This window comes from Streptomyces sp. NPDC004561 (assembly GCF_053602155.1).
On the sequence record NZ_JBSGDB010000042.1, the window covers coordinates 1 to 24,296 of the forward strand.

At 69.7% G+C, this 24,296-nt stretch carries 14 protein-coding genes and 3 pseudogenes; 8 read left to right on the forward strand and 9 right to left on the reverse strand.

Annotated elements, in window-relative coordinates; translation table 11 throughout:
- A pseudogene (locus ACWEN3_RS08575) lies at positions 1-84 on the forward strand (transposase); the annotation flags it as partial.
- 10 nt (positions 85-94) lie between these two features.
- Here ACWEN3_RS08575 and ACWEN3_RS08580 read toward each other — a convergent pair.
- Positions 95-226, reverse strand: a pseudogene (locus tag ACWEN3_RS08580) (IS3-like element ISRhosp1 family transposase); the annotation flags it as partial.
- A 65-nt stretch (positions 227-291) separates the two neighbouring features.
- Here ACWEN3_RS08580 and ACWEN3_RS08585 point away from each other — a divergent pair.
- Positions 292-705: pseudogene (locus ACWEN3_RS08585) on the forward strand (transposase); the annotation flags it as partial.
- Between the two features lie 10 nt (positions 706-715).
- Here the strand turns inward: ACWEN3_RS08585 and ACWEN3_RS08590 are convergent.
- The 8 genes from ACWEN3_RS08590 to ACWEN3_RS08625 form a co-directional block, all read right to left on the reverse strand.
- Entirely contained in the window at positions 716-2,038 is a 1,323-nt protein-coding gene (locus tag ACWEN3_RS08590; RefSeq protein ID WP_452967366.1) for a TIGR02679 family protein, read from the reverse strand.
- Positions 2,035-6,261 (reverse strand): TIGR02680 family protein, encoded by a 4,227-nt coding sequence (locus ACWEN3_RS08595; protein ID WP_452967369.1) that lies wholly within the window; start codon positions 6,259-6,261, stop codon positions 2,035-2,037. Before ACWEN3_RS08595 ends, ACWEN3_RS08590 begins: the two co-directional genes overlap by 4 nt.
- Complete coding sequence (locus tag ACWEN3_RS08600) at positions 6,258-7,511, reverse strand: TIGR02678 family protein (protein ID WP_067237890.1); 1,254 nt, start codon at positions 7,509-7,511, stop codon at positions 6,258-6,260. The genes ACWEN3_RS08595 and ACWEN3_RS08600 overlap by 4 nt, the downstream gene beginning before the upstream one ends.
- A complete protein-coding gene (locus tag ACWEN3_RS08605) occupies positions 7,508-9,103 on the reverse strand; it encodes a DUF2397 domain-containing protein (RefSeq protein WP_452967373.1) in 1,596 nt (531 codons plus the stop codon). Before ACWEN3_RS08605 ends, ACWEN3_RS08600 begins: the two co-directional genes overlap by 4 nt.
- A gap of 155 nt (positions 9,104-9,258) precedes the next feature.
- Positions 9,259-9,801 (reverse strand): hypothetical protein, encoded by a 543-nt coding sequence (locus ACWEN3_RS08610; protein ID WP_452967376.1) that lies wholly within the window; start codon positions 9,799-9,801, stop codon positions 9,259-9,261.
- A complete protein-coding gene (locus ACWEN3_RS08615; RefSeq protein WP_452967378.1) occupies positions 9,798-10,967 on the reverse strand; it encodes an ImmA/IrrE family metallo-endopeptidase in 1,170 nt (389 codons plus the stop codon). Before ACWEN3_RS08615 ends, ACWEN3_RS08610 begins: the two co-directional genes overlap by 4 nt.
- Positions 10,968-11,360: 393 nt before the next feature.
- Positions 11,361-14,555, reverse strand: coding sequence for an AAA family ATPase (locus tag ACWEN3_RS08620; RefSeq protein ID WP_452967381.1), 3,195 nt, complete (start codon positions 14,553-14,555; stop codon positions 11,361-11,363).
- Positions 14,552-15,835 (reverse strand): exonuclease SbcCD subunit D, encoded by a 1,284-nt coding sequence (locus ACWEN3_RS08625; RefSeq protein ID WP_452967384.1) that lies wholly within the window; start codon positions 15,833-15,835, stop codon positions 14,552-14,554. The genes ACWEN3_RS08620 and ACWEN3_RS08625 overlap by 4 nt, the downstream gene beginning before the upstream one ends.
- A gap of 133 nt (positions 15,836-15,968) precedes the next feature.
- On the opposite strand from ACWEN3_RS08625, the gene ACWEN3_RS08630 reads away from it, so the two are divergent.
- The 6 genes from ACWEN3_RS08630 (at position 15,969) to ACWEN3_RS08655 (ending at position 23,919) form a co-directional block, all read left to right on the forward strand.
- Positions 15,969-16,811: a hypothetical protein gene (locus tag ACWEN3_RS08630; protein WP_452967387.1), complete on the forward strand. Its 843-nt coding sequence runs from the start codon at positions 15,969-15,971 to the stop codon at positions 16,809-16,811.
- Between the two features lie 38 nt (positions 16,812-16,849).
- Complete coding sequence (locus ACWEN3_RS08635; RefSeq protein ID WP_452967389.1) at positions 16,850-17,998, forward strand: hypothetical protein; 1,149 nt, start codon at positions 16,850-16,852, stop codon at positions 17,996-17,998.
- Positions 17,995-19,461 (forward strand): hypothetical protein, encoded by a 1,467-nt coding sequence (locus ACWEN3_RS08640; protein WP_452967392.1) that lies wholly within the window; start codon positions 17,995-17,997, stop codon positions 19,459-19,461. Before ACWEN3_RS08635 ends, ACWEN3_RS08640 begins: the two co-directional genes overlap by 4 nt.
- Positions 19,458-20,780: an AAA domain-containing protein gene (locus ACWEN3_RS08645; protein WP_452967395.1), complete on the forward strand. Its 1,323-nt coding sequence runs from the start codon at positions 19,458-19,460 to the stop codon at positions 20,778-20,780. Before ACWEN3_RS08640 ends, ACWEN3_RS08645 begins: the two co-directional genes overlap by 4 nt.
- Before the next feature lie 16 nt (positions 20,781-20,796).
- Positions 20,797-23,055, forward strand: a complete 2,259-nt coding sequence (locus ACWEN3_RS08650; protein ID WP_452967397.1) for a Helicase associated domain protein — start codon at positions 20,797-20,799, stop codon at positions 23,053-23,055.
- A 162-nt stretch (positions 23,056-23,217) separates the two neighbouring features.
- A complete protein-coding gene (locus tag ACWEN3_RS08655; RefSeq protein WP_452967400.1) occupies positions 23,218-23,919 on the forward strand; it encodes a restriction endonuclease in 702 nt (233 codons plus the stop codon).
- The last annotated feature ends 377 nt before the right edge of the window (positions 23,920-24,296 follow it).

Below are 24,296 nucleotides of genomic sequence, written 5' to 3' on the forward strand. Positions count from 1 at the left end.
ATCCGTCGCTACATCATCTGGCGGAACAAGCATGCCGCCGACGACCGCCTCCGTGAGGTCGTGAACAGGGCGAACGTAGCTTGATGCGGCACTAGCTCCGCAGCGTCTCGCCGGTCACCCCGACGTCCGCCGCGACCGCGGCATACGTGCGCCTCCCGCCCGCCGCGCGAAACAGCGCCACCGCGTCGTTCCTGAACTCCACCGGATATGGAGACTTCCGTCCCACCAGGACACCCTTCCTCGGACCTACAAGATCCATTGTCAGAGTGTCCACACGACGGGAGTCACCTCACCCGGTTGTGCCACCGCCTGCGCACCCACCGGGCGGGCAAAGGTAAGCGTCGCAGCATGGGCGAGCGGGACTTCATCGCGCTGGTCGACGGCGTCCACCAGCTCGTCAAGGCGCCCATCGTACTGGTGTGGGACCGCCTGAGCACCCACGTCTCCCGCGCCATGGGCAAGCTGATCTCCGAGCGTGAGTGGCTGACGGTGTTCCTCCTGCCCGCCTACTCACCCCACCTCAACCCGGTCGAGTGGGTATGGGCGCATGTCAAACGCAGCCTGGCCAACCTCGCCGTCGTCGCCCTCGACCGGCTCGAAGCACTCGTACGCAACCGGCTCAAGCGCCTTCAGTACCGGCCCGGCACCCTCGACGGCTTCATAGCCGGCACCGGCCTGACCCTCGACGACCCAGCATCACCTTGACGAGCCGAAGTCAGTAACCAGCGTCCTGGCTCGAGAGATCGGGAAGGAGACGGTGCAGGAGCGCTTCTTCGTGTACGGCGAGACCTTGCTGGTTCATCACGTGCCCAAGATGCGGATCCCACGGGGTGGCGACGGGATCCCCGGCGAGCGAAGCGAGACAGTCTGCGGGCAGTTCGGCGAGCGCATTGAGGTAGTCGGCGGCGCTCATGCGCCACGGGCGAGCCCCCAGTCGAAGGACTCGCTCGGCGATCGTGACGCCGGGCCAGTCGAAATCCCCGTGGTAGAGGACCTCTGCGCCATTCCTGAGAAGCCGCTGCAATAACTCCCAACCGGCGCTGGAGGGATTCCCGCTCCCGCACACCAGGATTCCGGGGAGCCCGTGGCGCGCGGTCGCCTGCAGGACTTGCGGGTTCTCGCACCAGCGCACGGTCGTTCCCGGTGCGGCCAGCAGCACACTGTCGGCAACGGTCCGCAGCTCGTGCACGGTCAGGTGGGTCGCCAGGTTGATGTCGCGGCGGGCGCGCATCATCGAGGACCAGGGATCACCTCCTGGCGGGGCCAATCTCCACACGATGACGGTCCCCGACAGCACGTCAGAACTGACGCCAGCCTGTTCCCACAGCAGCCGCCGGCTAGCCGAGGACACCGGCGCGGGCAGGGCGCATGCCGCGGCGATCCCCTTGAGCGTCAAAGTGCCGGCGAGGCGCCCCTCATCGAGGCCGTGAGCGTCGCCGGTGGTGTGCGCGGCGAGTTCGCCCAGTTCCCACCACCGCTCCGGCTGCCCAGCGGCGCCAGGGACCGATGGCATGCGTGCAAGTCCGAGGACGGCCATGGTGCGCACGGCCTGCGCCAGCGCCGTCGCCGCGGCTGCTGCGCCCGCCCGGGGCAGGATGCCGCTGCTGCGGAGATCCGAGATCCAGCCGGGGATCCAGCTGGCCTCGGCCAGCTTGCTGCGGGCGAGATCGGCATCGAGACTCTGCCACACTGCCGTCCACGCCGACTGCTGCTCGGCTTTGGCCGCCTGCCGGTCCCTCAGCGGCCGGCCGGTGAGGTCGGCGACGACAGCGACGAGCCCGCACTGGGCAGACGACGCCCTCAACGCCGCGTCGAGGGTGGCAAGCTGGAGGCGGCGCAGCCCCGGCTCCACCCGGGTGCCCAGCAGTCCGCCCAACCGCTGCGCACCCTCGGTATCGAGGTGTACCTGCATGGTGCCGGTGGGGGAGAGACGGTTGCGTTCGAGCCGGTCTCTGGCTTTGTCCCATAGCGCCGTGAGACTGGGATCGCTGAGGTAACTGCGCAGGGGAGCGGGCAGCGCAGCGGACGCGGAGGTCACGAGACGGTCTGCAGACGGCGGGTGTGGCCGTCCCAGTGGACGTGCGTAGTCACAGCGGCGGTTCCCTCGTCCCGCCGCACTTCGTAGGTGTCCATCTGCGGGACATCGGAGAAAAACCCCCACAGGGCGTGGCCGGTCATCACGAAGTCGAGGTCCAGACGCACCAAGAGAGCCATCAGTTCGCCGATGGTGCGCTGATCGACCTTGGCGAAGGCGTCGTCCAGCAGGATCAGCCGCAGCGCCGAGCCGGTGTCGGGCAGGCTGCTGAGGTAGGCGTCGGCAGCGGCGAAGAGCGTCACATACGACACGAACCGTGTTTCGCCCTGCGAGAGTTTCGCCCGGCGGCTGATCTTGCGTTCTCGGTCTCGCTCGGGGCCGGTGATGATGGCGTCCATGACGTGCCAGGTGCGGTAGTCGAGTGCTGTGCGCAGGTGGGTGGCGTAGCCGGCCTCGGGGTCGCGGCTGTACGACTCGTCGACCAGCGTTTTGAGACGGTTGATGAGTTCTTCGGTCTCCGCGTCGCGCAGCACAGTGATGTCACGCCGCATCAGCTGTTTGACGTGAGTGATGTGCTCTCCCGCCGCGTCCGCCAGCTTCCAGTCGATCCTTACGCCGATGCCGTGGCTGGTCGTGATGGAGCCGAGCGAGGTGTTCATCGCCTTGACGAGCTCCTCGGCTTCTTTGAGGCGCCGGCGGAGTTCTTCCGCCATGCCGCCGAGGACGAAGTTGTGGAAGGCGGTGCGCTCGCGCTGGGTGAGCGCACCGCGGCCGCGGTCCCGGCGCTCGCGCAGGTCTGCTGCGGCATCGGCGATATGGCGGCGTCCGGTGGCATCGGTGAGTTCCACGACATGGAGGTCGTCCTCGACGGTGACGGTGATGTCGTAGGCGCCGGCGGTGTTGCGTTCCAGCAGGGACAGCGCTCGCATGAGAGCCGTGGCGTCCGCCGTGCTGTCCGGCTGCTGCACCGCCGCGCGGACTTGGCGGACCGCTGCCAGGACGTCATCGGCCGCGGCGTCCTGCGACCGCAGTTCGGGCGGCGGCTGCGTCCCCGGGGTCAGCGCGACCGCGATCGAAGGATGCCCCAGACGCTGGTGCAGCGCCTGGGCCTGCTGGGCCAGGAACGTCGTGGCGCGGACGGCCTTCTCGCGTGCGCCCTGCGCCTTTTCCTCTGCGGAGGCGACCAGGCCGGTCAGGGTGAGGATCTGAGAGCGGCAGTGGCGCAGCCTCTCCTCGGTGCGCGTCAGCTCCGCTTCCGCCTCCGTCAGACGCCGGTGCACCTGTTCGGGATCCGCGCCCAGAGCCTCTCGCAGCGCGGCGAGTGCTGCGGCTTCCCGCGACCAGGTCAGCCAGGCTGATTCCGCGGTCTCCTCGGCGTGCGTGCGACGCTCGCGCACGGTGTCGAGACGGCCCAACGCCGTGCGGTAGCGGTCCAGATGACCGGTGACTGTCTCGACACCGTGATCCACACTGCTGCAGGCGGTCTGCGCCTGCTGCGCGTATCCCCGCACTGCCAGCAGCCCATCGACGTCCTCGGGCATACCCAGTGCCGCGCAGATCTCCTGGTGACTGCGGTGGCGGGCGGCCCAGGCCCGTTGCATCCGCTCCGCTTCCTCTGCCAGGGCACGTGCTTCCTTGCGGCGCGCGACGATCTGCTCGTGCGCCGCAGTAGCCTGCAGACGCAGGGTCGCCAGCCGTGCAGAGCGCGGCGCGCGCACCAGATGCTCCTCCAGCGCCTTCGACGCCTCCTCAAGAACCTCGTGGTGCTCGCTGCGTTCTTGTGCCCGCTGCTGCACCTGCTGCAGCAGGCCGTCGATCTCCACCAGGCGTGCCGCACGCGCGGCCGCACGCGCGGCCGCTCCGATGAACCGGGCAGCCACGGGACGATGGCACCCCGTCAGCGGGCCGTTGCCCCATGAGCCGTCGGGGGACACCCACGTGGGGTGACCGGGCTCCAGTGCAATGCGATCCAGGACCGCATTCACCACGGCAGCGTCGATGGCCGTCTCGGCAGGAGCCAGCAGGGCGCGCACAGACCTCAGCGCCCGCGGCCCCTGCGGGCTCAGCAGCAACTGCCCGTCGCCGGCGCGGACCTCCCCGCCAGCGGTGACCTCCCCGTGCAACAGCCCCGAGGCCAGCAGCGCGCCCTCCACACCGGCCTGGACCTTCTCGTCCACTCCGGGCTTGAAGTCCAGCAGTTGCCACAGCGCCACGGCGTGCGGCGGACGCTTGCCCAGCCACCCGGGCAGGGCGGGCGGCAGGTCCTGTTCGCTGCGCAACTGCTTGGCTTCGGCCAGGAGTTCCTGCCGCTGGAGTTGGTCCTGGGCCGCCTGCGCGGCCAGTTCGGCGATCTGCTGGGCGTGCCGGGCCCGGGCGGGTGCGGCCGCCTGCTGGGCCGTCGCGTCCAGCAGGGCCAGTTCTTGTTCGGCCTGTGCGGGCTCAAGTTCCTCACCGGCGAGCGCATCGACATCGTCGAGCAGCGGCGCGAGGGCGGTGGCGTGCCAGTCGATGTCGCCCAGCAGCTGCCGGGTGAGCGCGGCGGCCGTCCAGGTGCGCCAGGCCGCAGCCAGCCCTGCGGCCTCCCGGTCACGGTCTGCTGCGCGGGTGCGGGCCGTCTCCTCTGCGGCGCTGGCCGCTTGGGCGGCATCGTCCGCGCGGTCCTGGGTGCGCAGGACTTTCTCCCGCTCGGAGGCCAGCTGCCTGGCCTCGTCGGCGCGTGCGGCCGCCTGCTGGGCCCGGCTGGCGGCCGTGGCACGCAGCGCCCGGCTTGCTTCGCCCAGGGCCTCGACCGAGCCAAGGACGCTGTCCGGCTCGGGGACAAGGCGGGCCGGTGCGGGGCGGGTCACGGGCTCGGGATCGTGGTCGATGCCCGTGCGTACCGCCTCCACGATGGGGGAGGGATCCTGCATCTGCAGGTGGACAGCGGCGGGCAGCGACAGGTTCAGCCCGGTTCGTGCCAGCAGATCGCTGGCCTGACCGGCCAGCCGGGCGGCACTCGCAGCGGCGTCGCAGGCGTCCTGGGCTGTCTCGCGACAGGCCTCCGCGGTGCGCTGTTCTTCTTCACGTGCGGCGTGTGCGGTGTTCAGCGCGGTGCTGGAGACCGTTCTGAGGGCCTGCAGGGTACTGAGGCGTTCGCTGAGTTCGCGGGCTGCCTTGTACTCGCTCGACTGCCTGATGCCGTTGACGGTGGCCGCGAGTTCCTCCGCGTATCCGCCCAGCTCGGCGGCCTCGGCCTCGGCGGCGCCATGGTTGTGGACGAGCCGGGTGTGCTCGGACTCCAACCGGTTGGCGTCCGTGTCCGCCTGCCGGGCGTCCAGGGCGGCCTCCTGCGCGCGCTCAGCTGTAGCGAGACACACCCCGGCGGCGTAGCGGGTGTAGACCTTCAGGAAGTCGGAGACGTGGCCATAGGCGGCCTCCAGTCGGGCCAGGGCGGCTCGGGTTTCTTCCAGACCGTCGAGTTCCTCGCCCGCGGTGGTGATGGCCTTCTCGGACAGCGGAGGCAGGGCGTCGGAGAGAATCTGCGGCAGGCGGCCTTCGTCGATGCGGTTGCCCACGTCGGGGGAGCGCAGGGTGTGCAGCAGCTGAAGCAGTCCGGCATACCGTTCGCGCCCCTGGTCGCCGGGGAGCCCGAAGACGGCCGCGCGGACGCGGTCGCGGTGGGTGTCGGGGGAGGAGGTCAGTCGGTCTGCGCCGATGGCCTGGGCCAGGCCTTCCTTGGACAGCGGGATGCGCCCGGTATCGAGCAGCGCCAGGTCGTGGTCGACGCGCAGGGGGGTGAGGAAGTACCAGGCCTTGGCCTCACTCGTACTGTGCGAGTAGCGGATGAGGGCCCCGACGGTCAGGTAACGCTCCTGAAGTTCGTCGTCCGCCGTGCGGGCCAGTTCAACCCAGACATAGCCCAACCGGTTCGTCTGGCCCTGGCCGCCGGCCCGCATCAGGTCCTCCAGACGGACCTTGCCCGACCCGGTGGCGTCCATACGCCGGCGGTCGGCGTCCAGCACGAACGGCAGGAGCATCTCCAACGCCCTTGATTTGCCGGACCCGTTGGACCCGCGCAGCACGAGGCGGCCACCGGACAGGGCGAAGCGCTGGTCGTAGTAGTACCAGACGTTGACGATGCCGGCCCTGTGCAGGCGCCACCGGTGCGGATGGTCTCCGCTGGCAAGCTGCAGGGACCGTGCCTGGTCAGCGGGCACGCGCGGGGCGGGGAACGCGAGGGTAGTCACGAAGCCTCTTCGGCTGAGGAGTCGGTGAACAGGGTGTCGGGTACGGGCAGGACGGGGCGGGGCGCGATACGTGGAGCCGCAGTGGTGTGGGGCTGGGGGCGGTAGCGGGCGGCCGCCGGGTGCAGGACGAGCCCGTCGGGCAGGCTGCGGGCCAGCGACATGGATTCCAGCAGTGCGACGACATCCTTCTGCAGACGGTCCGGGTCGCCGGTGTAGACGCCGGCCCAGGTCCGCGCGTAGCGGGCGGCGAGAGTCTCCAGTTCGGCGCGCACGGCCTCCCACGAGGCCAGCAGCCCGGGAACGCCGGGGGCACCGGGAACGTGCTGTCCTGCGGTGGGGCGGGCCAGGTCGGTGAGGGCGTCGGTGAGCAGGAGCGCCGCCTGGCGCACGGTGCCGGCTCCGGGGTACGCGGTGTCGCTGAGCGTGCCTTCGGCGTCGTAGGCGAGGGCACCTTCGGCCCGCACCTCCAGGGTCAGCCCGAAGTGTTCCTCCAGCAGGCGGGTGAGCTCGGAGCGTTCCCGTGACAGCACGTCACGCTCCTCTTCGGGGAGTTCCTCGCGTCTGACCAGAGGGTTTTCCACCAGACGCCGGCGCAGGCTGCGCCGGGGCTCGGGGAGCGTGTCCGGCTGGCGGTCCGCAAGGTCTTCGAGGCGGGTGACATCGCGCAGCGGCCGGGGCAGCACGTGCGGCAGCAGGGCGCGGTGCACGTGCAACAGGGCTTCCTCGCGGCGCTCCCCCCAGGCTGCCAGCGATCCTTCGGCCTCGGTCAGCACCCCCCAGTCCACGAGGAGCCCGATGGCCTGCACCAGCCGCCGGTTCTCCGCGGGGGTGTCGCGCAGGTCGACACCGGCCGACACTGCATCCGCCCGTACCTGTTCCACCAGCGCGGACACCAAGAGCCATTCCCCGGTTCCGGGGGTCAGCAGTCCCGCGCACACCAGGCACAGCAGCGCGTAGGTCTGGGGGGTGAACGCGGGGCTGTCTCCCCGCTGGACGGGCCGAGGCGGGCTGTCGCTGCTGGGCGGGGTCTTCACCAGCCGGGCGAAGGAGTGCTCGACGATGAGGTGGTAGCCCAGCAGCCGGCCGAAGCTGGAGCGCAGGGCGGTGGCGTGCCTGCGGACCAGCGCGAGCTGGTCCGGCTGCTGGTGCAGCGTGAGAATGGGCCGGGCCAACAGGATGCGTGCGGCCAGACGCCGTTCGGCCGCATCGTGGGCAGCGGTGGATGCCGTCGGCGGCGGGCTCGTCCTCACAGCTGCTGGCCCTCCTGCCGGAGTGTGTCATTGCCCTCATCGCCGTCGGCGCCGGCTTCGTCCGGGGAAGCGCTGGCCGCGGCGGCGCCGGGGCGCGAGGCGTACAGCCTGAGGCGGAAGAACGTGACGTCGCCGTCGTCGGAGCGGGTGACCGTGGGGCTGTCGGAGTCTTCCGCGTGCACGGTCACCCGGAGGTCGAAATCGTCTGCGCGTCCGGGGCCCCGGGCAGCGAAACCGTGGTCGGCGGCTTCCGACTGCTTGTCCAGCAGCAGGTCGCGGGCGGAGGGAGTCAGGCGCTGTTCGTGCAGTTCTCCGGCCGCGGCGAGTTCGTCGGCGGCCGCCTGCCGTGCGGCCGCCTCCTGTGCGGCCTCCTCCTGCAGCCGCACGATGTCCATGCCCGGGTCGGGGACCTGGGAGGAGCGTCCGCGCGCGGCGCGGTCGCCGCGTTCGCGCAGGGAGACCGGCACGTCCACCGGGCGCGCGTCCCACCAGGACGTGGAGGCGGTGTCGCGGGGGTCGAGTTCGTCCGGGCCGAAGCCCAGATGGCGGGCGGAGTAGGTGCCGAACGAGGCGGCGAAGCCGCGGTGCGCCTCCTCGACGCTGGCCTCGGCGAACAGGGTGGCCAGGTGCAGCAGATCGCTGCGGCGCGCGCCGCCGGTGCCGCCGGAGGTGAGCATGCGGCGGGCGTTGGTCAGCAGCTGTCCCAGTGCCTTCTCGGCGGTCGCTCGCAGATGGGCCGGGCCCGACTGGCCGCTGTCGCCCCGGTACCAGGACAACAGTTCGCTCCAGTCCCCGCGTTGGCGTCCGGGCAGCCGTTCGACGGGGGTTCCGTCCGGGGAGGCCAGGGTGGGCAGCGAGTCGAGCGCGGCCAGGACATGGTCCACCAGCGGCAGCAGCTCCTCAAGACGATGCCGTACGGCGGGGGAGTGGCGGGAGACGTCGGTGTCGATGAGGTGGACGTATTCCAGCAGCAGCCCCTTGAAGGTGGAGTACTCCTCACCGGCCAGGTCATAGCGCGCCAGCACGGAAGCCAGGTAGGCGTAGAACTGGCGGACGGTGTCGGTGAAGTAGGTGTGGCTGGTGAAGACGGTGGTGACGTCGGCCGCCAGTGCATCGGCGTCGATGGCGCGGGGATTGCGTGCCTGCGCGAGGATGTTCTTCAGCAACAAGGCCATGCTGCCCAGCAGTTCGCGGGCTACTTCCCGGGCGCCGTCCCGTCTGCTGAGGAGTTCGGTGACCTGCTGGTGCACCAGGGCACCGAGCTGGGTGACCTGGAAGCGGACTCGGGAGTGGGTCAGGGCGGCGATGGTGGGAACCCGCGGGTCGCGGGCGACCGGCAGCAGGTTGCCCCAGCCCACCAGGCTGTAGCAGCGCGCCTCGGCGTCCTCGACGGACAGGACGATGTCGCGCTCGGCCAGGCTCTCGCTGACCTCGGCCGCCGACAGGTCGGTCAGCAGCGTTCGGGTGAACTGGTCCATGACGGCGATGTATTCGGCCGCGTACCGGTCGGCGGTGACGTAGCGGTACAGGTCCCGCCGCCCGTCGCGCTCTGCCGCCAGGCTGTCCTCGTCCGTGCTGTCGTCAGTCGTCACCCCTGATCCCCCTCCGGGCTCTGTACGGGCCGCAAGGGGCCAGGAAGCGCTGAAAGTTAGGTTAGTTACGGCCGTTGTGGTTTCTTGCGAAACGATCGGCAAGGACCGAAAGTGCTCGCTTGTGACCGGCTGCTGGCCGGACGGCACGCGGCCGGTCAGGCCAGCAGGTCCCGGGCGCTGGCCGGTATCTCCACATGCTCACCGGCGGCCCGCATCCGTTGCAGCAGACGGTATGCCTTGGTATGGGTGATGTCGCCCATGCTGCAGCCGTACGCCAGGACGTCCTTGGTCTGCCACGTGGTGATGCCCTTGCGGCGGGCCAGATCGCACGCGGCGCGGTCGTCTCTCAGCCAGTAGGAGCCCTTGAACTCGGGCCAGTTCTGGATGACATGGAGGGTCTGGGCCTCGCCCAGGTGCTGCCGGGGCGCGCCGGGCGCACCGCCGAACGCCGCCCGGCGCACCCTCTCCACGATGTCCGCCTCGGTGTCGTCGTCGATGACCAGCGGATCGCCGAGCCAGCCGTCGGCGGAGACGTCGGCCAACCGCGCATGGGCGCACTGCGCCGACCGGTGTGCTTCGTAGGCGACGGCCTCGGTCCATCGCCCACGACCGTCGAGAACGGCCCGCAGCAGGCCGAGCGCGTCGGCGGCGGCGAAGTTGCACAGCACTGTGTTGTCGGGAAACCACCACAAAGTCACGGGGAGAAGGCCAGTTCTGCAGGACTGGTCGCCGAGATGCCGTGTGGCCCGCCGTCCGGCGTGCCGGGACCCGGATGGAACAGGTCCAGCAGCTGGTCGGGGTCCATCCCGGTCACGGTGGCGACGAGGCGGATGCTGATGTCTCCGCGCACGTAGGCGCAGATGGCCAGTTTGGCCAGGCGGGTGGAGTACCAGCCGTCCCGGGCCTGCTGGGCGTGCTGCATGTGACGCCCCGGGTCGCCGGCGTGCACGGCTGCCATGCGGGTGGTGCAGGCCGACCAGCGGCGGCGTTCGTCGTCGCCGATGATCTCCAGTGTGCGCAGCCGGGTCGCCATGGCGCTGGGGGAGACCAGGTACGCCCAGGAGAGCGCCAGCAATGTTTGCTTGTCCAGACGGGGCCGCGCCGCGACCTCCTTGAGCAGTTCGGCGCGCGGCATGAGCAGTTCGGCGGCGAAGGCGTTGGCCCGGATTTCCGCCCTGGTGCGGTCGGAGCCGGGCGCGACGTGCTCCGCGAGGGGACGGTCGGTGGCGTCCCCGGCCAGGATGTGCCCCAGTTCGTGGGCGAGGGTGAAGCGCTGGCGGGTCCACCAGTGCGTGCGGGCGACCAGGATGAGACGGAAGTCCCCCGAATCCCACGACAGACCGTCCAGATCGTCCGGCAGCTCGGCTGCCGCAGCGACGAGCCCGAAGGTCTGCTCCCACTGCTCGGCCAGGGCCCGCGCGGTCAGGCCGCGCGGACTGCGGCCGATCCTGGCCTCTGCCTTCATGGCCAGTTCCACGCCCTGCCGGATCGGGTCGTCACCTGCTGGGACGGCAGACAGGGCGGGAAGCTCGATGCGGTAGTCGATGCTGGCGAGCGCGTCGACGACCTCGGCAAGACGCAGCGCAGCCGCCCTGGCCTCGTCCGATGCCGCGCCCGCCCCTGTCCGGGTGCGGGCCGCCACGCCGGCCGCCGTGCGCGGCTGTGTGCCGTGCAGCAGCCAGTCGACGGTGGTGCGCCCCTGCTCGGCGATCAGAGCGAGCTCCAGCGAGGTGAAGCGCCGCGTGCCGCTCAAGGACTTGCTGAGTTTGTCCGCGGTGATTCCGATGCGCCGGGCGAACTCCGCATGGTTCTCGCCGACGCCCTCGAGTACCTGGCGCACCCGCGCATTCAACGATTCCGTCATTACCCCACCGTAATCACGGGTTGCGAAAATCGCAACGAAATGATCATGGGGGGTCGTGTTCGATCGCTCCTGGATATGACGGTGTCCCCCGGCGTCCGTAGGTGAAGAGCCCGTGCTGTGTAACGATCCCGGCCGACTCCCGTGACGGTGCCGCACCCAGCAGCGCCTGTACGGTGCTGCGCCCGGCTCCCCTCGCTGGCAGCTGCTGGCTCCGCTCTTGGTCATGACGATTCCATTACGGGCCACCCACGCTCCGGGCTCCTGCGGATCGAGAAAGTCTTGAGTGCGGTGTTCCTGCGGTCCGCCCGTTCCCGCGGAGGCGTTCAGCCGGTGTCCGCCCGAAGCGATTCGTGTGGACACCGGCTGCCTTTCTCCCTGCCACGGCGGGGGAGTTCAGGTGAGGTCCGCCAGGTTGTGATAGTCGCTGCGTACGAGGGCGTGATGTTCTTGCGGGGTCAGCCAGCGGGCAGTGGACCCTGATACATCCTTCTCCACCCACAGGACGTCGTTGACGCTTTCTGCGACGGGATGGAGATGACTGATCACGCCCAGGAGCCTGTTGCTGCCGACATGAGTGCGCAGCACGGACAAAGCACTGTCGAGTGCTCCGGCATCCAAGGTGGCGAACCCTTCGTCGAGGAAGAGGCTCTCCAGCCGGGCACTGGTGCGGCTGTGCAGCTCGACCAGGGCCATCGACAGGGCGAGTGAGGCTTGGAAGGTCTCCCCGCCCGAGAGGGTCCGGGGGCTGCGGGCCGTGTTGTTCTCGAGAGCGGCGATGCCGAAGTCCTCACTGAAGCCGAATCGGCCCGCCGACAGCTCCATGAGCAGCCGGCTTCCCAGAATGAACAGGGAACGTGTCCGCTGCTTCGTCAGATGACTGGGGAACGCAGAATCGCTCAGCTGATCGTACAGTCCGGCCCAGGCGGACCGCTCTTGCTTGCCGGCGGCGATCGCCGTCTGCAGTTTGAGAACGTGGGGAATCTGAGACAGCGCCTCGTCGCGGGCTGCTGCTGCCTGCACGGCCTCCTTTCTCAGTTCCCCCTCGTATTGATGGAAGGGGACCATGACCTCGGGATCGAACAGCAGATCTGTGGCGGCTGCGGGAAGCGCCGGCGCCTGAGGGACGAAGGGGATGAGAGCCTGGAATGCCGAAGTGGCCTTGGACGCCAGCGCGTCGATGGTCCCCTGCGTGCTGCGGTGCAAGGCGTCGAGCGCTTCGCGAAGCGCCGAGCAGGCCCCGTCGAGGGCGGTGGCGTAGGTCGCGACGTCGTGCGGGCTGTCCCACGCGCCGGGAGCATCGGGCAGACTGATCACGTTGCCCGGGAGCAGCCGCACCGCTGTGACGGCGGCGTCGGCGCGCAGTTCGAGGACGGTCTGCTGCCGGCGTAGCGGTTCGGCGACGCGTCGGCGGTGTTCGCCGGCCAGGTCCTGCTTCTGTTCGGTCACCTTCTGCAGGTCCCTGAGGGCCTGAGTATGGTCGCGCTCGAGTTCGCCGAGGCGGTCGAGATGGGCGGTCACCGCCGATGCGCAGGCGGTGATGGACTCCAAGGACGGCAGCGCGTCCGCGTCTGGGACGCTCATCTGCACCGGGCGCGGCAGCGCCGACAGCTGGGTGAGGAACTGCCGGCGTGCCTGAGTGAGACGCTGCTGTTCCCGTTGGGCCTTCGTGCGGCCGTTTTTCAGTGCCTTGCGCTGCTGGGCGATCACTGACTGCCCGGCCTGGATCTCACTCGCGGCCGACCGGGCGGTTTCGTCGGCGGCTTCGGCCAGGCGCTGTGCGTCCTCGATGCGCAGCCGGGCGTCCGGCAGCAGTGTGTCCAGAAGGGCCAGGCGTTCGGCGGCGCTCGGCGGCTTCTGGCCGAGGAACCCCTCGACAGCGGTGTTGACCGTGACGAGCAGGTGCGCGGCGAAGGACTCCGGAGCGTCGTGACCGGTCAGGGCCGCTACGTCGAGGGCCTGCTGCTGAGCGGGAGAGAGCTGGGCGGCCAGACGGACGTGTGCGGCTTCGGCCTTTTCCCGGCACTCCTGTTCGTCCTGTTCGGCCTTGCGGATGTCGGCCTGGACCTCCTGCAGGGCGGTCAGTGAGTCATTGAAGGCCTTGGTGGCTGCCGTTTTGGCCTTCTTGGCCTGCCGCATGGCTTTGGGATCCTGCAGTGCGGGAGGGGTGTAGGAGGTGTCAAGGGTGTGGGTGCAGACCGGGCACTCGTCACCCGGCGCCAGTCCCGTTCCCGCGGTGTGGGCGGCTTCACCGCGCTGGAGGTCCTCCACCGCCTGTGAGGCCTGGTCCAGCAGGCTTTTCTGCTGCTCGGCAGCGTCAGCGGCATCCGTTTTCGCGGCGGTGAGTTCTTCCTGCCTCTTTTGGGCGGCTGCCTGCCCGGTGCGGTGCTCGGCGACGGCCGCACCTTCCTCAAGGAGGACTTGCACGGTGCCCGTCAGCCGCTCCAGCGCTGACTTGGCCTCGTCGGCTTGCGCATAGGCCTTGTCGGCGCTCTCCCGGAGCCCGTCAAGCCCGGCTGCCTGTTCCGCGAGACGTTCCTCCTCCTCCTTGACGGACTGTTCGTCCGTCTCGAGGCGGTCCAGGTCCTGACGCAGGTCCTGCTGCTGCTCGCCGAGGCCGTTCAGCAGCCCCGGGGCGCTCCTGAGCACTTCCGCCGCGGCGGAGAGCGCGGCGACAGTCAGGCCGGTGTCGCGGTCGGCCTCCAGCGTCGACTGCAACTGCTCACACCGTTGCGTGGCTTCTGCCTGAGCCGCCTCGAGGGCGTCCAGGTGTTCTTGCAGGAGGCGGTCGTCGGCGGCGAGCGCAGCGAGCGGCGCGTGGACGTCGGTGGTGGTGCGCTCGGTCAGAGCAGCCGATGCTCTGGCGGTATCCGTGCTCTGCTGCTGCAGGCCGTCGGCCTGGTGGCGCAGCTGACGCAGCGTCTCCAGGTGCCCGGCCAGGCCGGCCGCTGCCTTTTCGATCTCGGCCTGGCGGACGCCCAGACGGTGGGCGTCGCCTTCCGGATCCGGGAGCAGGTCGCCGCGGGCCTCGGCCGCCTTGAGCAGCAACTCGTCCAGCCGCGTCCGCTGGTCGGCGGCGCGCTGGCGTACCCGCTGGAGTTCGTCGATGCCCAGCAGGGACCTCAACAGCTTGGTGCGGTCGGTGTCATTGGAGTTGAGGAGGGTGTCGAACTTGCCCTGGGGCAGCACGACGGCGCTCTTGAAGCTCCTGAAGTCCAGGTTGAGCAGTTCCTCGATGCGCTCGTTGACCCGCGTGGCACCGTTGACCGTCGTGCCCTCGCTGCTCAGGCTCACCTGAGGGACGCTGCCGTTCTTTTTGCGGAAGATGCGGGTCACGCGCCAGGTCGTGCCGTCGACGGCGAAGGTGAAGTCGATCGACATCTTCTCGCACGCGTCGGCGATCAGCTGTGATCCATGCGCGCCCCAGGACGTTCTGCCGTAGAGGGCGCAGAGGATGACCTCCAGCAGCGTCGATTTGCCCGCGCCGGTGTCGCCGAGGATGCCGACCAGGCTCTTGCCGGTGAAGTCCAGGGGGCCGCAGGTACCGGTGTAGCTGCGGACTCCGGAGAAGACGATGCTGAGCGGCCTCATGCCGTCTCCGATCCGGTGCCATCGGGCGTCCAGGGGTGTGCGAGGGCTTCCTGCAAGCCGAGTTCGGCCGGGCAGGGCGGCGGTTCGTCGCCGCCGGGATGGTGCAGCAGGGAGCCGAAGGCTGCCAGGACCTCGTCGGCGACCCGGCCCGGAGTTCCGTGCTCGGTGAGGTAGGCGCGGAAGGATTCCGTGAGTTCCGGCTCCTCTTGCGGCAGGTCGCTGACGTTCAGGGGGGTGATCCGGGTCTCGGCGCAGTCTTCGGTCAGGTAGACGACGTCGGCGTCGGGTACAGCGGTGGCGACCTTCTGAGAGAGCTGCGGGATCAGGTTCTGGCTGGTGATGGTCACATCCAGGAAAGTGTTGCTGAACTCCTCTGCTCTGGAGGCGAGTTCTTCCAGGGTGCCGGTGAACTTCTTCAGAAGCCGCCCGGCCGTGAGCCGCTGGGGGGCGGTGCGGGTGGGGCGCTGCGGGTCGGCCTCGACCAGGAGGACGCTCTTGGCGTCGTCGCATTCACCGAAGTCGAACTGCAGGGGGCTGCCGGCGTAGTGGGCGGTGGCCTTGCTGGAGGTGAGGGCCTGCGGCTTGTGGATGTGGCCGAGCGCGCAATAGCTGACGCGCGGCAGATCGTCCGGTGCGGTGGCGTAGGCGTCGCTGACGTCAAGGTGGCGCTCGCTGCCGGACAGCAACGCACCGCTGAGATAGAGGTGGGTGGCGAAGACGAGAACGTCGTGCTGCGGGGAGTACCCCTCATACAGCTGTGTGATGAGTTCTTCCTGCAGGCCGCGCAGGCCCTGGGCGTAGGCGCCGTGCGTGGTGCCGAGTCCCGGGAACAGGTGCATGAACCGGTTGGGATGGATGAAGGGCAGCGCCGCCAGCCGGATCCGTTGGCTCTGGTCGCGGGTGGGGAAGTCGAGTACCCGGCCGCCGCCGGAGCCGTCCGCCGCGGTGTGCACAAAGGTGACCGGGTGTGCGCCGGGCTCGGCGGTGTTCTGGAAAACGTGGTCGAGCACATTGAACCAGTGCGGTGAGTCGTGGTTGCCGCCGACGACCACGACAGGAGCGACCGACCGTAAGGCGCTCAGCGACGTCATGGCCCGCATGAGGTCACCGGGGGAGAGGCTGTAGCGGTCGAAGAGGTCCCCGCTGTGCACGATCAGATCGGGCAGGGTCCGGCGGGCGATCTCGACGATCTCGGCGAGGACGGCGTCGAACTCGCTGTCCCGGGAACGGCGTTGCAGCCTCTTTCCCAGATGCCAGTCGGAGGTGTGCAAAAGTTTCATGAGGGTGAAATGTCTCCAGGCAGAGAGGTGCCAACACCCGCTGTCACGAGGGCGGTTGGCAGAGTGACAGGCACTCTACATGGAAATCTCGGGTAGACCTTGGGAAACTTAGGAATCTGCTAGGGTGCCCCGTATGCAGGAGCCACTGGACGCACTCGAGAAACACATGCAGCAGCTGCAGCAAGCCATGCGGCAAGCCCAAATGCAGCGCGACCAGGCCATGTTGAGCCATCTGCGTGCTGAACTGCGCCGGGCCCAGCGCTCCTACGACGCCCTCTTCGACGCCGACGGCCAAGCACCCGGCACCGAAGAACCCGCCGCCACGCACCCCGGGCCGCGTGCCGCCAAGATGCCGGCACGCGAGCAGGTCCACCAGGTCCTCACCCTGCTCACCGTGCCCGCCGCCCCCAAGCTGATCAGCCAGGTCCACGAAGCCCTCTTCGCCGGATCACTGCCCACCACCCGCCTGGCCACCCTGCGCCGCGACGAGGAACGCTCCTACCGCTCCTCACCCGGGGCACGCCCCTACTACCTGTGCCCCGCCCTGACCTCAGACCACCTCTCGCCCGCGCGGGCCCTGCTCACCATCAGCGTCTGGCCGCTGGAAGAGCGCATCGTGGGACCACTCAGCGCACGTGTCCACTACCTGACCAGCGCGCTCAAATTCACCGAGGCCGTCCAACGCCTCACCCCTGACCCGGAGACGATGCCCCTCGGGGCACGCCAGCTCGTTCACCACTACGCCCTCAACATCCCCGGAGCCCTGCCGGCGGACCACCACCCCCAGGACCCCGCCACGGCCCCCGATCTGGCCCTGCTGCGTGAAGCGGCCCAGCAGGAACTGGCCGTCCACACCGACGACGACGCCCATGACCGGCGGGGCGCCGCGCAGCGCGCCCGCCAGCAACTCGACGAAGCAGGCCGACTGTTTGGCGCCCCCTTCCAGACAGCCCGGCACCTGCGCTCCGTGACCTGACCCCCGCCACCTCTTCGCCGCCCTCGCAAGGAACCCTCGTGAGCTCGTTAAGCAGCAGGCTCGGCACGCTCCGCGGCCCGGTAGAGCCCAAACCGCACAACGCACGCAGCCTCGCGGCCCTCACCGCCAACCCCGGATGCCGACGACGCGCAATCCTGGACGCCGCTGGCGTCGACAAGGAAGCCCTGGCCGTCCACCTTGGCCACCCGCTGCCGCCCACCCAGTCTCCCCGCGCCCTGAGCCGCGGCGCCCAGTTCGAAGCCCAGGTCAAAGACCAAGGCGGCGCCGAACTGCTGAGCCTGCTACGGGACAAGCTCCACCTGCCGCTGCCCGAAGCGGCCCACACCGATCTGTCCGTCCTGGGGACGAGCGACAGAGCCATGAACGTCCGCCACGCACGCACCCGCAGCCTCATCCTCGAGGCAGCACACGGCAAAGGCGCAAGCCGGACGATGCTCGACCATCCCGTCCTGGAACTGACCGTCGCCGGCCGGCCGGTCTTCCTGGAACCCGACCTCGTCGCCTTCCAGTCAGAGGGCATCTTCCACGTCGTAGAGATCAAGTCCTTCGCCGTGGTCGACGGCCAGGCGCCCGGCGACAAGGCTGCCGGCGCCGTCCTGCAGGGCGCCGCCTACATCATCGCACTGCAAGACCTCCTGACCCGGGCGGGATTCAGCCCCGAACGCGTGTCCACCACCCTGCTGCTCATCACCCCCCGCGACTTCTCCCGCCGCCCCATGGCCTCCACCATCGACGCACGCCAGCAGATCAAGTCCCTGCGCCGCCAGCTGGACCGCCTGGAACGCATCGAAGACCTCCTCGGCCAGCTCCCCGCCGGCATCACCTTCGACCTCGCCTACGACGGGCCCGACGCCCGCACCCGCACCGCCACCCGCGACCGCGACGACCTGACCAAAGCGCTCAACACCACCGAGGCCCGCTACCGGGCCAACTGCCGACACCACTGCCAGCTGGCCCACTTCTGCCGCGCACAGGCCCACGAAGGCCAACTCATCGACGTCCTGGGCAGCTCCGCCAGTGAAGACCTGGGCGGCATCGACACCATTGCCGCCGCCCTGGGTCTGGCCGACGGCAGCCGTGCCCCGGCCCCGGACCAGGAAGACCTCGCCACCGCACTGCGTCACGCCGAAAGCATCCGCAACGAGCTGTTCGGAGGCGCCGCATGAGCCTGCTGACCACACTCCAGCAGCTGCGGGCCAGCGAAAGGCACCATGCCCAGCCGCTCAGCCGCCTGCGCTACCTCCACGTCGCCGACCAGCCGATGCTCATCCTGCCGCTGAACCGCCCGGGAGAGACCGCCCGGCCCCTGGCCGTCATGGCAGGCTGCGACCCCGGTCACCCGCGCCTTTTCCTGGCGCCCCCCGGCGACGACGACCGCTTCCTCACCGACCTCGCCGAACACCTCCACACCTACATCCACAGCTTTCACCACGCCACGCGGATCCGCCCCGCCAAGGGGGAGCAGCCCGAACGCCGCGAATACCTCGATGCCCCGCAACTCGTGGTCACGGGCACCGCCTCGGCGTACTACCTCAAGATGCTCGGACGCGCCCTGCGCTACCGGCCCGTCCCCGAAGGCACTGATCCCGCCACCAGCGTGTCCCACCTCGGCTGCTGGCTCACCTTCTTCGCCGAACGCGCCGAGTACGCCACCTCGTCCCTCCTGCTCAACCTCACCGGCCTGCTGAGCACACACTGGGCGACCGGCCAAAGCACCCTCGACAACGCGCACCTCGCCCCCCTCATGGCCTGGATCTTCCCTCCCCCCGGCCTCACCGGACATCAGGCGGCACTAGCCGCCGAAAACCCCCTGCAGCACCCTCCCGACGGCCCCACCGTCGACCCATCCTTCGAATCAGCCCGGCTCTCCAGCCTGTTCGCCGCCCTCAAATCCTCCCGGGGCGTCCGCCGACAGCACCACGTCGCCCGGCTGCAGGAGGCCGCAGAGGACTACCTGCAACCCACCTGGGACCTGGCCTGGAAGGCAATCGCCACACTGCGCGGCCTGCCGCCCGTCCGCAGCACTGCGGCCCGCTGGGACACCGACATCCGCCGGTTCACCGCCTACAGCGACCACCTCGCCGCCGGCGGCCCTCCCCAGCCCAAGCACGACGACGTCGTCTCCGCCGCTATACGCCTGGCCGAGCTGGAACACGCCGCGGCCTCCCTCGCCGCCTCCCGCGCGCTGGAAGACGACTTCGTCATGGCCGAACGCCGCACCACTGGCGAGGCGTTCCGAGGAACGGTCACCCACACCGAACCCGACCGCACCATCCCACCCCAGGGCCCCAGACAGCGGCCGAAACGACGGCCCCTGATCACCGTCCGCACCAACGATCCGGTCCGCCTGGAACCCAACCGCCTCCTAGCAGGACCGCACGACCCGGCCGTCCACATGGCCGTGCTCGACCTCACCTACACCACCGATGACACCGAGATCGTCCTCGAGGTGCAAACCCGCACCAGCAACCCGAGCTCGGTCCCCGCCGTCGGCACCACGCTGCTGCTGACCACCGCACCCGACCACTTCCGCCGGCCCCAGTTCCCCAGCCGCGACCAGATCCCCTGGACCCACACAGACACTGGCCTCACGGCACCGGGCCACGAGCCGGGAGAAGACCAGGCATGAACGAACCATCCGCCGCCGAACTCTCCCGCCGCGCCGTCGCACACATCCTCACGACGCTGACCACTACGTCCCACCGAGGTGTGGTCGTGGACTCCCCGCCCGGCGCCGGCAAGACCACACTGGTCGTCCACGCCGCACAGCACCTGACCCGCCCACAGCACCCCTGCATGATCGTCGCCCAGACCAACGCCCAGGTCGACGACCTCGTCATCCGCCTCACCCAGGACGCACCCCATCTCACGGTGGCCCGCCTGAGCGGCCAGTCCTACCGGGCGCCCGACCGGCTGCAGGCGGGGCCGAACCTGATCATCACCACCGACGCCCGACAGGCGGCGGCGGCCGACGTGGCGGTGGCGACCGCGAGCAAGTGGGCCAACGTCCAAGACTGGCACCGCAGATGGGCCATCGTGGACGAGGCCTACCAGATGAGGTCGGACAACCTCCTGCAGATCGCTCATCTCGCCGACCAGGCTCTCTTCGTCGGCGACCCCGGCCAACTCGACCCCTTCTCCACCATCCCCACCCAACCGTGGAAGGGCCTCGCCCACGACCCCATGGCCAGCGCCGTGTCGATACTGCTGAAGATGAACCCTCAGCTGCCCGTCCTCAGCCTGCCCGTCTCCTGGCGTCTGCCCGCCTCCGCCGCCCCCCTCATCTCCGCTGCCTTCTACACCACCCCCTTCCGCGCCGGAACCACCGACACCGAACGCCGGCTCACCTTCGCCCACCCGGGCCTGCACGGCGGCGCCGTCGACCAGACCGTGGATCTCGCCGCCCGCACCGGATGGGCACTGCACGAACTACCCGCCCGACACACCCGCCGCATCGACCCTGAGGCAGCCCACGCCGCGATCAGCATCGCGCAGCGCCTGCTGATCCGCGAAGCCACCGCCTACTGCGAAGACCACCCCACTGGACAGCCTCTTGAACCGGGCCACATCGCCATCGGCACCGCCCACCGCGACCAAGCCGGATACCTCCAGCACCTGCTGCGCACCGACCCCCGCCTGAAGGGGATCGACGTCGACACCGCCAACCGCCTCCAGGGACGCGAATACGCCGTCACCATCGTGCTCCACCCACTGTCCGGACGCCGCGACACCTCCGGCTTCCACCTCGAAGCCGGCCGCCTGTGCGTGCTGACCTCACGCCACCGGCACGCCTGCATCGTCGTCGCCCGCGCCGGCATCGACCGCCTGTTGGACGACCACCCCTTCAACGAACCCGTCCACCTCAACGCCGACGCCAAATTCCCCGACGGCTGGGAAGCCCACCAGCACGTCCTCCACCACCTCACCGGCCACCGCATCCGCGCCTGACCGACGGCGGGAGACCATGCCCACCCCACCCCTTGTCCTGCGACCCCATCAAAAGGAAGCCGTCGGCGCAGCCGTCAGCGCCCTCACCCAGCACCCCCGCACGAGTGTGATCGCGGCCTGCGGCACCGGCAAAACCTTGATCGCCGCCCGCACCACCGCCCGCATCACCCCGCACGGACGGGTCTTGGTGCTGCTGCCGACACTGGACCTGCTGTCCCAGACGATCCGCTCCTGGCGCCTGGCCGGCCGCAAAGGCCCCGCCATCGCCGTGTGCTCCCAACGCCAGGCCCTCGACCACGAACCTTTCGGCACGGACATCCCCCTCACCACCGACCCCGGCGCACTGACCGCCCTGATCACGCAGTCCGGCTCCGGCCCCGTCACCGCCTACGCCACCTACGCCTCCCTGCCCGCCGTCATCGCCGCCCACCGCGACCACCGCCTGCCCCCCTGGGACCTGATCGTCGTCGACGAGGCCCACCGCACCGCCGGCCGCCTCGGAAAATCCTGGGCCGCCATCCACCACGACGACCGGGTCCCCGCCGCCCGCCGCCTCTACCTGACCGCCACCCCCCGCATCTGGGACCCCGACGACGCCCCAAACAGCGACGGGACGGAGACGGTGGCCTCCATGGACGACGAGACCCTCTTCGGCCCCGTCGCCTACCACCTCAACCTCTCCGATGCCATCGACCTCGGACTGCTCGCCGACTACCAGATCCTCGTCCCCGTCGTCACCAACGCCGACCTGCGCGACTGGCTGGCCACCGGAGCCGGCGCGGGCGTCGACGGACTCCACTTGGCCGGCCGCCAGGTCGCCGCCCTGCGCGCCATCCACGACCACAAACTGCGCCGCATCCTCACCTTCCACCACCGTGTCGCCGACGCCCGCGCCTTCGCCACCACCCTGACCGAGACGGCCGCCGCCCTTCCCGCACACCTACGCCCCCAAGGATTGTGGGCAGACTGGGTCAGCGGCAGCCACACCCCACAGATCCGCCGCCGCCTCCTGCTCGAATTCACCTCCCACACCAGCCCCGACACCCCGGCCGTCCTGTCCAACGCCCGCGTACTGGGAGAGGGCATCGACGTGCCCGACATCGACGCCGTGGTCTTCGTCGACCCCAAGAACAGCCCCGTCGACACCGTCCAGGCCGTCGGCCGCGCCCTGCGCCAACAACCCGGCGCCGGCAAAAAAGCCACCCTCGTCGTCCCCGTCTACCTCACCCCCGACGAAGACCCCGACGACCTCCTCGGCGCCGACGCCTACACCCCACTGTGGCGCACAATCCAGGCCCTGCGCGCCCACGACGACCGCCTCGACGCCCGCCTGTCCGACCCGCGCACCCACCGCCCCACCATGCCCCCCGAGGACCCCGAGGCCTGGCTGCGCTTCGACCGCCCCACCCAGGCCGACGAGATCGCCCTCGCCCTCTCCCTGCGCGTCCTGGCCCCCAAGAGCGCCGAATGGCGCCGCGGCCTCACCGCGGCCCGCCGCTTCCACCTCACCCACCACCACCTCGACGTCCCCCAGACCTACGAAGACCCCACCGGCTACCCCCTGGGACGCTGGCTGACCTGGCAACGCCACCTGCACACCAAGGGCACGCTCGACGCCGTACGCATCCAGGCCCTCGAACGCCTCGGCATCATCTGGGACCCTCGACAGCAGGCCTTCGACCGCGCACTGGCCCACGCCGTCGCCTACGCCGCCCGCCACGGCCACCTCGCCGCCCCAGTCGACGAGATCCACGACGGCTTCCCCCTCGGCCGCTGGCTGGCCACCCAGCGCACCCGCGCCGAGACCCTCACCGACCAGCGCGCCACCGCCCTCACCACGCTGGACCGGTGGTGGAACCCGCCCTGGCCGATCACCTGGCAACGGGCCTACCACGCCGCCCGCCAGAACCGGGCAGCCGGCAAGGCGGCCACCGAGACAGAGAGCTGGCTTGAGGCCCAGCGAACCCGCTCCGACCGCCTGCGCCCTGAACAGAAGTCACTGCTACAGGAGCTGGGGCTGGACGAACTGTCCGACACACCCGCTTCCCCGGCGACGGAGAGCCGCCTGCCGGCGCGCGAACGTGCCTTCCAGCGCGGACTGGCCGCCGCACGTGCCTTCCGCGCACGCGAAGGCCATCTCAACGTCCCCCAGCGCCACATCGAGAAGATCGAAGGCGACCCCGTGCGCCTGGGGCAGTGGCTGAGCAACCTGCGCCGCCGCCGCTCCGGCCTCAGCCCGCAGAGGCAAGCAGCCCTGGCCGAACTCGGCCTGTAAGCAGGCGAACGTACCTCCCCGAGGGGAACGGTCGCACGCCAGCCGCCACAGGTGCGAGAGGTTCAAGCCAATGGCCTGACTGCGCCCTGGCGGAGCCGCCCGCCATGCCCACACTGCACAGCAGGGAGGAATCCATCCCGGCCGGTGCAAGAGGGGGCAGAAATGGCAGCCAAACGCAAAGGCAAGGCGAAACGCAGACGACGCACCGCCCGGAACAAAGCAGCAGCAGGAACACTTGCCGCGCTGGTCCTGCTGGGCCTGCTGCAGCCGATGTTGCTGCTGTACCTCGGCGCTGTACTTGCCGCCGCGGGAATCAGTTGGATGGTGTGGCGGCTGTGGCGTACCGACCGGCTGCTGCGAAGCAAGGACACCGCCTGGAAGCGACAGGAGGAGATCGCAGCGGGACAGCGGACGCTGGCTGCCATCGACGTGATGTCGGGCACCGAGTTCGAGGAAGTGGTCGCTGAGTTATGCCGCCGTGACGGCTGTACACAGGTGCGCCGAGTGGGCGGGACCGGGGACAACGGAGCCGACGTGCTCGGCCGACTGCCAGACGGCCGGACCATGGTGATCCAGTGCAAGCGGTACGCACCCCACCGGACGATCGCCAGCCGCGAAGTGCGCGATCTGCTGGGAGCGAAGGTGCATTTCGCTGCGGATGTGGCCATCTTCGTCGCCACCACACGCTTCAGCCCCCAGGCCGAGGCATTCGCCGTCAGGCACCACATCCTCACCCTGCACCGCGACTTCTTCGGCCTGTGGAACAACGGGACACCGCTGCTGTCTCTGGCCGAAGTCAACGGACACGGACAGGGAGAAGCCCGCCACCGAGCACGCTGGAAACAGACGTACTCCACCAAGTGACCAGCTGAGGCTACGGGCCAGGACACCCTCCGATACGGATCAAGAACAGGCACTTTCCGGGCACGTACACTCCGACCACACTTGCTGCATGCTGGTCACCTTGCTACCGGGAGTGCGGGAAATCCGCACCCCTCTCGCAGTGGGATACACCTGGTTACTCGCCCTGTGGCTTGCTATCGGCCATCGCATACCCGAACCCGACCGAGCGTCCGGGCTGGTCGCCGATGTCTACCGACTGACACATGCGGCCGAACTCGTGGCCACAGGCATCGCGGTAAGCGTCGGCGCCTACATCGTCGGAGGGTTGCCACACAGCTCGGCCTGAGCCTCACCTATGCACTCGGATACGCCCTACGGCGTACACCGGCTGGAGTTAT

Bases quoted from the DNA above. Each gene is read 5' to 3' on its own strand.
- ACWEN3_RS08650 (WP_452967397.1), top strand. From the start codon at position 20,797: ATGCCCACCCCACCCCTTGTCCTGCGACCCCATCAAAAGGAAGCCGTC.
- ACWEN3_RS08625 (WP_452967384.1), bottom strand. From the start codon at position 15,835: ATGAAACTTTTGCACACCTCCGACTGGCATCTGGGAAAGAGGCTGCAA.
- ACWEN3_RS08655 (WP_452967400.1), top strand. From the start codon at position 23,218: ATGGCAGCCAAACGCAAAGGCAAGGCGAAACGCAGACGACGCACCGCC.
- ACWEN3_RS08645 (WP_452967395.1), top strand. From the start codon at position 19,458: ATGAACGAACCATCCGCCGCCGAACTCTCCCGCCGCGCCGTCGCACAC.
- ACWEN3_RS08615 (WP_452967378.1), bottom strand. From the start codon at position 10,967: ATGACGGAATCGTTGAATGCGCGGGTGCGCCAGGTACTCGAGGGCGTC.
- ACWEN3_RS08640 (WP_452967392.1), top strand. From the start codon at position 17,995: ATGAGCCTGCTGACCACACTCCAGCAGCTGCGGGCCAGCGAAAGGCAC.
- ACWEN3_RS08620 (WP_452967381.1), bottom strand. From the start codon at position 14,555: ATGAGGCCGCTCAGCATCGTCTTCTCCGGAGTCCGCAGCTACACCGGT.
- ACWEN3_RS08630 (WP_452967387.1), top strand. From the start codon at position 15,969: ATGCAGGAGCCACTGGACGCACTCGAGAAACACATGCAGCAGCTGCAG.